Annotated in this window: 10 protein-coding genes; all 10 read right to left on the reverse strand. The window is 68.2% G+C overall.

Going from position 1 to position 12,131, the window contains the following annotated elements; translation table 11 throughout:
• Window positions 1–99: 99 nt before the first annotated feature.
• The 10 genes from AB0F51_RS08645 to AB0F51_RS08690 are packed head-to-tail and all read right to left on the reverse strand — an operon-like array spanning window position 100 to window position 11,950.
• On the reverse strand, window positions 100–708 hold the full coding sequence (locus AB0F51_RS08645; RefSeq protein WP_360276118.1) for a LuxR C-terminal-related transcriptional regulator: 609 nt from the start codon (window positions 706–708) through the stop codon (window positions 100–102).
• A gap of 4 nt (window positions 709–712) precedes the next feature.
• Window positions 713–2,194, reverse strand: coding sequence for a rhamnulokinase family protein (locus tag AB0F51_RS08650; RefSeq protein ID WP_360276121.1), 1,482 nt, complete (start codon window positions 2,192–2,194; stop codon window positions 713–715).
• A gap of 1 nt (window position 2,195) precedes the next feature.
• Complete coding sequence (locus tag AB0F51_RS08655) at window positions 2,196–3,656, reverse strand: L-fucose/L-arabinose isomerase family protein (RefSeq protein WP_360276124.1); 1,461 nt, start codon at window positions 3,654–3,656, stop codon at window positions 2,196–2,198.
• A gap of 10 nt (window positions 3,657–3,666) precedes the next feature.
• Window positions 3,667–5,748: a bifunctional aldolase/short-chain dehydrogenase gene (locus AB0F51_RS08660; RefSeq protein ID WP_360276127.1), complete on the reverse strand. Its 2,082-nt coding sequence runs from the start codon at window positions 5,746–5,748 to the stop codon at window positions 3,667–3,669.
• Complete coding sequence (gene rhaI / locus AB0F51_RS08665; RefSeq protein WP_360276130.1) at window positions 5,736–6,893, reverse strand: L-rhamnose isomerase; 1,158 nt, start codon at window positions 6,891–6,893, stop codon at window positions 5,736–5,738. Before rhaI ends, AB0F51_RS08660 begins: the two co-directional genes overlap by 13 nt.
• Window position 6,894: 1 nt before the next feature.
• Entirely contained in the window at window positions 6,895–7,230 is a 336-nt protein-coding gene (locus tag AB0F51_RS08670) for an L-rhamnose mutarotase (protein WP_360276133.1), read from the reverse strand.
• 26 nt (window positions 7,231–7,256) lie between these two features.
• Window positions 7,257–8,348: a rhamnose ABC transporter substrate-binding protein gene (rhaS, locus tag AB0F51_RS08675; protein WP_360276135.1), complete on the reverse strand. Its 1,092-nt coding sequence runs from the start codon at window positions 8,346–8,348 to the stop codon at window positions 7,257–7,259.
• Between the two features lie 26 nt (window positions 8,349–8,374).
• The gene (locus AB0F51_RS08680) at window positions 8,375–9,394 is read right to left on the reverse strand and encodes an ABC transporter permease (protein WP_360276138.1); all 1,020 of its coding nucleotides are present in this window, start codon (window positions 9,392–9,394) and stop codon (window positions 8,375–8,377) included.
• Window positions 9,384–10,448: an ABC transporter permease gene (locus AB0F51_RS08685; RefSeq protein WP_360276141.1), complete on the reverse strand. Its 1,065-nt coding sequence runs from the start codon at window positions 10,446–10,448 to the stop codon at window positions 9,384–9,386. The genes AB0F51_RS08680 and AB0F51_RS08685 overlap by 11 nt, the downstream gene beginning before the upstream one ends.
• The gene (locus tag AB0F51_RS08690) at window positions 10,445–11,950 is read right to left on the reverse strand and encodes a sugar ABC transporter ATP-binding protein (RefSeq protein WP_360276144.1); all 1,506 of its coding nucleotides are present in this window, start codon (window positions 11,948–11,950) and stop codon (window positions 10,445–10,447) included. Before AB0F51_RS08690 ends, AB0F51_RS08685 begins: the two co-directional genes overlap by 4 nt.
• Between the last annotated feature and the right edge of the window lie 181 nt (window positions 11,951–12,131).

The following is a 12,131-nucleotide window of genomic DNA, read 5'->3' on the forward strand; positions in this document are numbered from 1 at the left end:
TCCCCCGCCGCGAGCATTCACCAGAGGCTGCGACGGACTACAGGATGCTCGTGAGTTAGAGGACGAGGCGGCGCTGCAGAGGAGGCGACGCAGGGCGGGTTAGAGGAGGCCGCGGCGGGCGGCCCAGACTATGGCTTCTACGGCGGTGCCGAAGCCTAGGCGGTCGCAGGCGGCGCGGGTGCGGCGGCGTACGGTGCGTTCTGAGAGGTCGAGGCGGCGGGCGACTGAGTCCATTGGTAGACCGGTCGCGAGGAGGCGCAGGAGTTGGAGGTCGTCGTGGCTGATCTCGCGGTGCGCTCCCCGGCTGACTCGAGCCAGTGCGTCGCGCGCCCGGACGTCGCGGCCGAGCGTCTCGTGAGCTGACGCCTCGCGGGCTAGCAGCTCGCGGTCGAGCGGGTCGTGGGCGTGGAGGTCGCGCGCCTGTGCTTCCCGAGCGAACGCCTCCCGAGTCAAGGTGTCCTGCGGCTGCGGATCACGCCCCACCTGCTCGCCCGCCTGCAGCTCCCGCGCGCGATCAGCCCGTCTCAACTGCTCACGGGGACGCAGGTCCCGCGGCTCGCGCGCCACCTGCTCGCGCGCATGCAGGTCCCCCGGTTCCTCATCTCGCGCCACGTCGTGTGAGGGGTCGCGTGGAACGGGGCGGAGGTGGGGTTCTCGGGGGTGGGTGCGGTTTTCCGGGGCGAGGGGGTTGTTCTGGAGAATGGTCATCGGATCACCTTGTTCCGAACACCCGGGACTCGGCGGCGTCCCAGTCGGCCGGTTTGCCCTGCGGGTGGTAGTGCCGCAGCTTGTGGGTTGCGCGGACCAGTGCGCGCATAGCGGTCAGGTCGGGGAGTGGTTCGCCGAGCGCTCGCGCCTGGACCAGCACGTTGCCGAGCGCCGAGGCCTCCACGGGCCCGGCGAGGACTGGTAGTTCGCAAGCGTCGGCGGTCAGCTGGCAGAGCAACTCGTTCTGCGAACCGCCGCCGATCACGTGCACGACGTCGATCTCTCGGCCGGCGACGTCCTGCGCCAGCCGCAGCGTCCGGCGGTATGCCAGCGCAAGACTCTCCAGCACGCACCGCGCGACAGCCGCCCGCGATCGCGGAGCATCCTGCCCGGAGCGCGCACAGAACTCCTCGATCCTCCCCGGCATGTCGCCTGGGGCAAGGAAACTGGGGTCGTCGGGATCGACCAGTACTGCGAACGCCGGCGCCGCCGCAGCCTCGCGCAGCAGTTCCGGCAAATCGTCGTCACCCCACACCCGCAGACACTCCTGCAGGATCCACAGCCCCATCACGTTCTTCAGGAACCTGATCCGGCCGTCGACACCGCCTTCGTTGGTGAAGTTCGCTTCTTGTGCCTCGGCCGTGAGCACCGGCTCGTCGAGCTCCAGCCCGACGAGCGACCACGTCCCCGAAGAGATGTAGGCGAACCGCTCGCCCTCCGCGGCCGGTACGGCGACGACCGACGATGCGGTGTCGTGCGATCCGACCGCGATGACCGGGGTCGCCGGATCAAGCCCGGTCTCCTCGGCCACGGCAGGCAGCAAAGTCCCGATCACCTGCCCCGCTTCCCGAATCTCCGGCAACAACCCAGCCGGTACGCCGATCCGCTGGGCGAGGCTCTCGTTCCATCCGCGCGCCCGCACGTCGTACAGCTGGGTGGTGGAGGCGTTCGTTGCTTCGGCGCCCCGTTGACCGGTCAGCCAGTAACCGAGCAGATCCGGGATCATCAGCAACGTCGCGGCCCGGTCGAGACCTTGCTCAGCAGCCAACTGGTAGATCGTGTTGAACGGCAATTGCTGCAACCCAGTCACCGCATACAGCTCGTCCGCGGGGATCTTCGCGAGCACCCGCTCCATCACGCCATTCGTCCGGGCGTCACGGTAGTGCACGGGGTTGCCCAGCAACTTCCCGTCACTGTCGAGCAACCCGTAATCCACAGCCCAGGAGTCGATGCCTACTCCGGCGAGTGGCGGGCCGTCGGAGGTCGCGCGGGCGAGGCGGTCTGCCGCAGCCAGCCCCACGAGGGTTTCGCGGTACAGCGCGAGGATGTCCCAGTGCAGTGTCTCGCCGAGTCGCACTGCACCGTTCCAGAAGCGATGCACCTCGGTGAGGTCCAGCCGCCCGCCACCGGTGCCCGCGTCGACGCGGCCGAGCATGACACGGCCGCTCGATGCTCCTAGGTCCACTGCTGCGAGATTCAGGGCCATATCAGACCTTCACAACGCGGAGGTCGAGGTGGAGCAGGTCAGCTACCGCCTTCAGCTCTTCCACGCGGTGGCCGGTGCCGAGGGCCCAGTGGTGGGCTACGCCGGAGGCTGACCAGGCGTCGGTCCACTCGCCAGGGTCGCAGCCGAAGTCGACGCGGGAGGTGGTGTTGCCGATCTGCAGCAGCGGACCCGGCACGACTTCACCCTCCGAGGCGATCAACCGGAACGAGCCGTCGCGCAACTGCCCGAGCCCCAGTGCGGTGACCGGGCCGTGCTTCACGTCGAACTCGACCGAGACGCCCCAGCCACGCTTGCCGTGGTACACCCCGAGCCCACGGAGCAGCGGCTTCTTCGCGCTGATCGCGAGGTGGGCCGGGCCGTCGTGTCCCATCTCCACCACGTTGTCGTGGAAGTTCAGTGCTTGCAGCTCGGTGAACGAACCACCCGCGCCCAGCTTGTCCATCACCAGCATGGCCAGCGACGTCCGCAGCTCGTACTCCCCGGCTGCCGGCACACCCCTTGCCGTGAGCAACGATGCGCCGAGGATCAACCCGGCGGCGACCCGCTCGTGGGTTTCGCCGTCGAGCCCGCGGTGGTAGTAGGCCAGTGTGTCGAGCTGAAAGTCCTCGACGAGTCGGTCCAGCGCGACTGACACCGTCGCACCCCAGCGGAAGTCGTCCTCCACCACCGACTCGTCCAGGGCGAAGATCTCCCGGGCGACCTTCATGCGGTCGTTCGTCTCGGCCTCGGTGACCTTCTCGACCCGCACTCGCAAGTCGTCGATCTCGAGGATCTCGACGTGGCCGCCGAGTTGCGCGGAGACCAGCGTCGGGTCGGTGATCACGTCCATCATGCCCGGGTAGAGATGCCCGAGCAGACCGTGCCGCCCGTGCCGGAGCGCGGCCCGGACTCCCGCCGCCTTGAGCCACCGCTCGATCCGGGCCCACGCGCGTTCGTCTTCGACGTACCCGGAGACCGAGCGGAAGTCGATGCCGCAGCGTTCGAAGGCGTTCGCCATCTCCGGCAGCGGGCACGCGCCGCAGTACGCGAGCCAGGCGCCGGTGTCGAAGGACGCGTGATCCATCGACTCCGTCGGCTGCAGGTTGAGCAGCAGGACCGGGGCTCCGCTGCGCTGGGCGATCGGGACCAGCATCGACGCGGTCATGTAGGTGGTGAGGAAGCCGACGATCAGATCGCAGTCGGCCAGCCTGAGTTTCTCGGCTGCGGCCGCTCCCTCGGTGGCGTCGGAGATGAAGCCGACGTCGACCACCTCGCAGTCGAGTGCGGAGAACCGCTCGGACACCCGTCGCGCCGATGCCTGCAACTGCGGGAGCAAGTCGGGGAACTGCGGCCAGTACGCGCCGAGCCCACCCGCGACCAGCCCGATCCGAGTCTTCCGTGGCTCGACCCACGGCAGCACGCCATGCCCGTCCACGGAACGACTCGGATCGCTACTCCACATGACAAACTCCTCAGCGCAGGAAGGCGGCGGCGACGCCGGCATCGACGGGTACGTGCAGGCCTGTCGTCAGGGACAGATCCCCAGCAGCGAGAGAGAAGACAGCCGCGGCCACGTGCTCCGGCAGCACCTCGCGCTTGAGCAACGTGCGCTGCGCGTAGAACGCACCTAGCTCCGACTCCGGTACGCCGTATACCGCGGCGCGTTGCGCACCCCAGCCCTTGGCGAAGATCCCGGAACCGCGGACGACCCCGTCGGGGTTCACCCCGTTGACGCGGATGCCGTACTCACCCAACTCGGCCGCGAGCAGCCTGACCTGGTGAGCCTGGTCGGCCTTGGCAGCACCGTACGCGACGTTGTTGGGACCGGCGAAGACCGCGTTCTTGCTGGAGATGTAGACGATGTCCCCACCGATGCCCTGGTCGATCAGCACCTTCGCGGCAGCACGAGAGACCAGGAACGATCCCTTCGCCATCACGTCGTGCTGCAGGTCCCAGTCCTTCTCAGTGGTCTCCAGCAGCGGCTTCGAGATCGACAGGCCGGCGTTGTTGACGATCAGATCCACGCCACCGAACGCGAGCACAGCCTCCCGCATCGCCTGCTCGACGGCCGCGCCGTCCGACACGTCCGCGCCGACGGCCACCGCGCGATCCGCAGTACCGATCTCCTTGGCAACGGCTTCGGCGGCGGCCAGGTCGAGGTCGGCGACGACGACGCAGGCGCCCTCCGCGGCCAGCCGTTGGGCGATCGCCTTGCCGATGCCGGAACCACCACCGGTGACGAAGGCGACCCGGGTGGCGAGCGGCTTCGGCTTGGGCATCCGCTGCAGCTTCGCCTCCTCCAGCGCCCAGTACTCGATCCGGAACTTCTCGCTCTCGTCGATCGGCGCGTACGTCGAGACGGCCTCGGCACCGCGCATCACGTTGATCGCGTTCACGTAGAACTCACCGGCGACGCGAGCCGTCTGCTTGTCCTTGCCGAAGCTGAACATCCCGACGCCGGGCACCAGCACGATCGCCGGATCGGCCCCGCGCATCGGCGGGCTGTCGGGCGTCGCGTGCCGGTCGTAGTACGCCGCATAGTCCTCGCGGTACTGAAGGTGCAGCTCCCTGAGCCGGAGAGTGGCGTCCTCGATCGAAGCCGTCGGGGGCAGGTCGAGGACGAGCGGCCGGACCTTGGTCCGCAGGAAGTGGTCGGGGCACGAGGTGCCCAGAGCGGCCAGCTCGGCGAGCCGCTCGCGAGCGGTGAACTCGAGCACGACCTCCGAGTCGTTGTAGTGCCCCACCTGCGGGTTGTCCGTCGACGCGAGCCCACGGATCACCGGCGCCAACGCCGCGGCCCGCTCCCGCCGCTCCGCCTCGGGCAGCGCTTCGTACCCCGGTACGACGGCGCCGAACGGCTCAGGGCGGCCCTTCTCGGCGAGGAAGCGTTCCGCGGTACGGATGATGTCGAGTGAGTTCGCCTCGCACTCGGCGGACGTGTCGCCCCAGGCGGTGATGCCGTGGCCGCCGAGGATGACGCCGATCGCCTGCGGGTTGTCCTTCTTCACCTGCGCGATGTCCAGCCCAAGCTGGAACCCGGGCCGGCGCCAGGGAACCCAGACGACCCGGTCACCGAAGCATTGCTCGGTCAGCTTCTCGCCGTCGGCCGCGGTGGCCAGCGCGATCCCGGAGTCCGGGTGCAGGTGGTCCACGTGCGAAGCGTCGACGAGACCGTGCATCGCGGTGTCGATGGACGGCGCGGCACCGCCCTTACCGTGCAGGCAGTAGTCGAAGGCCGCGACCATCTCGTCCTCACGGTCCACGCCGGGGTAGACCTCGACCAGCGCGTTCAGCCGATCCTGCCGTAGTACCGCCAGCCCGGCGGCAGTGAGAGTGCCGAGGTCACCGCCGGAACCCTTCACCCACACAAGGTCGACGGGCTGCTGCGTCACCGGATCGGTGGCCGTGCCCTTCGCGGACGTGTTGCCGCCCGCGTAGTTCGTGTTGCGCGGGTCGGCACCCAATCTGTTGCTTCGCGCAACAAGCTCGGCTACAGGCCCCGACCGGGGCGGTGGGGTGGGGGAAGAATCAGAAACGGTCATCATGCTCCCCATCCGGCCTGCTGGCCGTCGGCTCGGTCTTTGCTGATCTGCTCGAAGTAGCCGCTGCGGTGATACGCCGCGATCGGGTCCGGGTCGAGACCCTGGGAGGTCCGAAGGTCGGCGAGCAGCGGGCGGACGTCGGTGTTGAAGGCATCCATCACCGCGGCGTTCGCGGCCAGCACGTCACCGTCCTGCTGGGCCTTGCGCAGCGCGTCACGGTCGACCAGCAGCGCCTTGGCCGTCGCCTCCTGGACGTTCATCACCGAGCGGATGATGGCCGGGATCTTGGCTTCGATGTTGTGGCACTGGTCGAGCATGAAGGCGATGCCACGATCCGGGTCGAGCGCGTCGCCGCGGACGATCTCGTTCATGATCCGGAACAGCTGGAACGGATCCGCGGACCCCACCATCAGGTCGTCGTCGGCGTAGAACCGGCTGTTGAAGTCGAACGCGCCGAGCTTGTTGGCCCGGAGCAGGAACGCCACGATGAACTCGATGTTGGTCCCGGGGGCGTGATGACCGGTGTCGATACACACCGTCGCCTTCGGTCCCAGCTCAAGGCAGTGCGCGTACGACGTACCCCAGTCCGGGACGTCGGTCGCGTAGAAGGCCGGCTCGAACAGCTTGTACTCCAGCAGCATGCGCTGGTCGTCACCAAGCCGGTCGTACACCTCCTTGAGCGCCTCGGCCAGCCGGTCCTGGCGATCCCACAGATCGTCCTGGCCCGGGTAGTTCGTGCCGTCGGAGAACCACAGCTTCAGGTCCCGCGAGCCGGTGGCGTCCATGATGTCGATGCACTCGAGCAGGTGGTCGGTCGCCTTCCGCCGGATCCGCGGGTCCGGGTTGGTGACGCTGCCCAGCTTGTAGTCGTCGTCCTGGAAGACGTTGCTGTTGATCGCCCCGAGCCGGACGCCCTGCTCCTTGGCGTACGCCGCCAGCGCCGCGTAGTCGTCGACCTTGTCCCAGGGGATGTGCAGCGCGACACTCGGCGCGACGCCGGTGTACTTGTGCACGACGGCCGCGTCGGCGATCTTCTCCTCCGGCGACCGCGGTACGCCGGGCTGGCTGAACACCTTGAACCTGGTGCCGGAGTTGCCGAACGCCCACGAGGGCAGTTCGATCTCCTGGCGGCTCAGTGCATCGGTCACGCTGGTCATATCAGTCCTCGGTACTCGGGGTCAGATGAAAGATCTCGGGAAGCAGGACAAATGACTCGTCCGGTGGCCGGCCGTCGATTCCAGTGAAGAATTCCGTCATCTCGGCCTGCCAGCGACTGTTCACCTCGGTCGCCGCCATCGCCTGCTGCGCCGCCTCCAGGTCCTCGGCCTCGACGTACCCGATCAGCAGGCCGTCGTCGCGGAGGAAGAGCGAGTAGTTGTGCCAGCCGGTGTCACGCAGAGCGGCTTGCATCTCCGGCCACACGGTGCGGTGGCGTTCGACGTACTCGTCCAGGCGGTCGGGTTTGACCTGGAGGCAGAAGCAGTAGCGATTCACGGGGTCCCCAGAAGTAAGAAGCTGGATCAGAAGTTGAACTGGTCGATGTTCGCGGCGGTGAACTCCGTCGGGGGGCCGAGCACGATCTCACCGTCCGCGCCGACCGTGTAGTCGCCGAGCTTGCCCGCCTTGAACTTCTCGCCCTCCGCACCGGTGATCTGGCCGGACTTGAGCGCGGCACCGGCGTACGCGGCGAGGTAGCCGATGTCCGCCGGGTTCCAGAGGGCGAACTTCTTCACCGTGCCGTCCTTCACGTACTGGCGCATCTGGTTCGGCAGCCCGAGCCCGGTGATGGCGACCTTGCCCTTGTACGACGAGGCACTCACGTACCGCGAGGCGGCGGCGATGCCGACCGTCGTCGGCGACACGATCACCTTGAGGTTCGGGTAGGACTGCAGCAGGCCCTGCGCCTCGGTGAACGACTTCTGGTCATCATCGTTGCCGTAGGCAATCTTGACGAGCTTGAGCTTGGCGTTCGCCGGCTTGGCCAGCTCGTCCTTCATCACCTTGATCCAGGAGTTCTGGTTGGTCGCGTTCGGCGTCGCGGACAGCACGGCGATCTCACCGGCCCCGCCGGCCAGTTCGCTGGCCATCTTCACCAGGCTCTCGCCGATGCCCTGAGTGGTGGCCTGGTTGATGAACGCGTCCCGGCAGCTCTTCGAGGCGTCGGAGTCGAACGAGACGACCTTGATCCCGGCCTTGCGGGCCTGGTTGAGGGACGGGCAGACCGCGTTCGGGTCGTTGGCCGCGACCACGATCACGTCCTGCTGCTGCTGGATCAGCGTGTTGATGTAGCTGACCTGCGACGATGCACTGGCGTCGTTCGGCCCGACCAGCTTGTACTCACCCTTGAGCTCGCCCACCGCGACCTTGCCGCCGCCCACCTCGACATCGGTGTAGGGGTTGTTCAGCTGCTTGGGCAGGTAGGCGATCTTGAGGCCTTCCTTGAGCGGCGCGTTCGGGTCGGCCGAGGCCGAGCCGGTGCTGCTCGGTGCGGCAGTGGCCTCGCCCGCAGTACTCGACTTGGTCGTGCCACCACCGCAGGCGGTAAGTGCGAGCGAGGCAACGGCCACTGTCGTCAGCGGCACCGCCAGACGGCGTGAGATGCGGAAAGACATGAGCTGTCCCTTCTGGACAAATGGCCTTACACAACAGGGGTGATCCGGTGCCGGCGGCGCTGGACCGAGCCGCGGACGGCATTGGCGAGGTTGGGAGCCAGGACGGAGACGATCAGCAGGACGCCGGTGACGACGTTGAGCGCCTCGTTCGACACGTCGGACAGCCGCAGAGCGTTCTGCAGCGAAGCGAGCAGCACCACACCGGCGATCACACCGGGCAGTGCGCCCTTACCCCCGAAGATGGAGACGCCGCCGAGCAGGACGGCGGCGACCACCGCCAGCTCGAGTCCGGCGCCGTTGTCGGCTCGGGCGCTGGAGTACCGAAGCGTCCAGAGCACTCCGGCCAGCCCCGCCACCAGACCGCTGACGACGTACAGCCAGAACTTGAGGCGGCCCGGGCGGACACCCGCGAACCGGGCTGCCTGCTCACTCGCGCCGACCGCGAAGACGGCCCGGCCGACCGGCGTCGCGTGCAGCACCACACCGAAGACGACGGCGAGCGCGACGATGACCAGCAGCACGTTCGGGATCGCGGTCCCGCCGAGATTGCCGGTCACCCAGTCGGTGTAGAGCGCCGGGAAGTCGGCGACCGCACCGTCCCCGAGTACGACGAACGCCAGGCCGCGGTACAGGGCGAGGGTGCCGATCGTGACCGCGAGCGAGGGCAGGCCGAGAACGGTGACGAAGAACCCGTTGACCGCACCCAGCAAGGCCCCGAGCAGCAGACAGAGCGGGATGATCGTCTCGATGGGCTGGTTCGAGTTCCACAGGGAGCCCATCACCGCGCTGGACAGACCGAGCGTGCTGGCGACCGACAGGTCGATCTCGCCGGTCACGATCACCAGCGTCATCGGCAGGGCGACGAGCGCGATCGGCAGCAGGTCGAGGATCAGGAAGCTGAAGTTCTGCGACGTACCGAAGTTGTTCACGGTCGCGGCCGCGACGATCAGGACGACGACGGTCACGGCGATGATCGCGACGTTCCAGTTGGCGAACCGGGCCGTCAGTCCGGCCGTGCCGGCTCCGGTCGTGGTGTCAGCCGACATGAGCGCGCCCTTCCTGAGAGTGACGCCGTTTCAGAGACGCGGCGACGCGAGCGGCGACCAGCCGGTCGGCGCCGATGGCGAGCAGGATCAGTCCGCCGACGATCGCCTGCTGCCAGAACTGGTTGATCTCCAGCACCGCCAGCGAACTGCTGATCGTGGTCAGCAGCAGCGCGCCGAGCGAGGCACCCCAGACCGAACCACTCCCGCCGAAGACGGCCACGCCGCCGACCACCACTGCGGCGACCACGTTCAGCTCGTACCCCGTGCCCGCTGCCGCGTCGATCGTGCCGAACCGGGCCGCGAACAACACCCCGGCCAGTCCGGCCAGTGCGCCGCTCACGGCGAAGGCGCCGATCGTGCGACGTCCAACCGAGATACCGGCCAGCCGCGCGGCCTGCGGGCTCGAACCCATCGCGTACAGCTCGCGGCCGACGCGGTAGTTCCGTAGTACAAGGCCGGTGATCACCAGGACCAGCACGGCGATCAGGACCAGGTACGGGACGCCGGCGAAGGTCGCGTTGCCGAAGTCGAGGAAGCCCGCGGGCAGTTCGTCGGCGTTGATCTGCTGGCCACCGGCCCAGAAGTAGGTGATGCCGCGGACCACGTACAGGGTGCCGAGAGTGACCACGAGCGCCGGGACGTTGCCGTACCGAACCAGTACTCCGTTCACCGCACCGCACGCTCCCCCGACGGCGGCACCGATCAGAAGAGCCAGCGGCACGGGCAGCCCCGGGTGATCCCGCAACAGCGTGCCGACGGTGAACGCGCTCAAGCCGAGCACGGACCCCACCGAGAGGTCGATGTTGCGGGTGATCACCACCACGGCCTGACCGACCGCCAGAACGGCCAGGATCGCGGTACCGAGCAGAATGTCGCGGACACTCTGGCCGGACAGGAAGCGTGGATTGGAGATCGCGGTGACCGCGACCAGCGCGGCGAGCGCGAGCACGATGCCCAGCTCCCGGGCTCGCAGGACGAGATCGAGCGTGGATCGCCCCGCAACCACTGCGGGCAGCTTGACCGGCGAGTCCGCGCGGGTAGGTGCGGCCGTCATACCGAGGCCTCCTGTCCCATCGCTGCGAACATCACCGACTCCTCGGTGGCCAGCTCGCGATCGAGTTCGGCCACCAGCCGGCCCTCGCGCATCACCAGCACCCGATCGGCCATCCCGAGCACCTCGGGCAGTTCGGACGAGACCATCAGGACGGCGACACCTTCCGCGGCGAGGCTGGACATCAGCCGGTGCACCTCGGCCTTGGTGCCGACGTCGATGCCGCGGGTCGGCTCGTCGACGATGAGGAGCTTCGGTGCCGTCGCCAGCCACTTGGCCAGCACGACCTTCTGCTGGTTGCCGCCCGACAAGGTGCCGACCTCGTCCTGGAGCCGCCCGTACTTCGTCTTCAGGCGTTTGGTCCATTCCTGCGCCGATCGTCGCTCACTGCTGCCGGTCAGGAAGCCGAGCTGGGACAGCGCGCGTGACCGGGGCAGCGTGACGTTGCGCTCGATCGACAGCTCCATCACCAGGCCCTGCTGCCGTCGATCCTCGGGGACCAGCGCGACCCCGGCGGCCATCGCGGCGCGGGGAGAGGCCGGTTTCAGGGTCTTGCCGGCCACCTTGACCGTGCCGGCGTCGCGCGGGTCGACACCGAAGATCGACTGCACCACCTCGGACCGGCCGGAGCCGACCAGCCCGGCCAGGGCGACGATCTCGCCGGCCCGGACCTCGAAGGAGACATCGGTGAAGGCCGGATCGCGGGTCAGCCCGGCCACGCTCAGCACGACGGCACCGGGAGTCACGTCCTGCTTGGGGAACAGCGCGCCCAGCTCACGGCCGACCATCCGGCGCACCATCTCGTCGACGGTCACCTCGCTGATCAGGTCGGTGGACACGTGCCTGCCGTCGCGCATGATCGTCACCCGCTCGCACAACGCGGTGATCTCCTCGAACCGGTGCGAGATGAACACCAGCGCGGCACCGTCGTCGCGCAGGGACCTGGCCACCGCGAACAGCCGCTCGACCTCCACCCCCGTGAGCGCGGCGGTCGGCTCGTCCATCACCACCACCCGGGCGTCCGCGGAGATCGCCTTCGCGATCTCGACCAGCTGCTGGTCGGCGATCGACAACCCGCGCGCCGGACGGCTCGGCTCGATCGAGACCCCGAGCCGGGTGAACAGCTGCTCGGCCTGCCTGATCATCGCCGCGCGGTCGATGGTTTTGAAACGACCCAGTGGCTGCCGGCCCATCGCGATGTTCTCCGCGACGGTCAGATCCGGGAACAGCGTCGGCTCCTGGTAGATGACCGCGATCCCGGCGGCCTTGGCGTCGGCCGGCGTGCTCAGCTCGACCGGCACGCCGTCGAGCTCGAGGGTGCCGGCGTCCGGACGGTGCACTCCCGCCAGCATCTTCACGATGGTGGACTTGCCAGCGCCGTTCTCACCGACCAGCGCGTGCGCCTCCCCGCCGTACAGGTCGAAGGAGACACCCTGGACGGCGGCGACGGCGCCGAACGACTTGGACACCTCGCGCACCCGCAGGACAGGGGCTTCGGTCGGCATGCTCACCTCCGGCGGGTACGGGTGGTCGGTGTCAGTGATTGCTGAAAGGTTTCAAGAAGATTGCACGAAGGTAATCGGGGCCGCTGCGGGCGTCAAGACCTGGTTGCGAAGTCTGTGGAGAACCGCAGGGGAACACTGAGGTTTTCCACAGGAAACCGGGTACGCTTCCTCCGCTATCACG

The sequence above is a fragment of the Kribbella sp. NPDC023855 genome (assembly GCF_040639475.1).
Lineage (GTDB): Bacteria > Actinomycetota > Actinomycetes > Propionibacteriales > Kribbellaceae > Kribbella.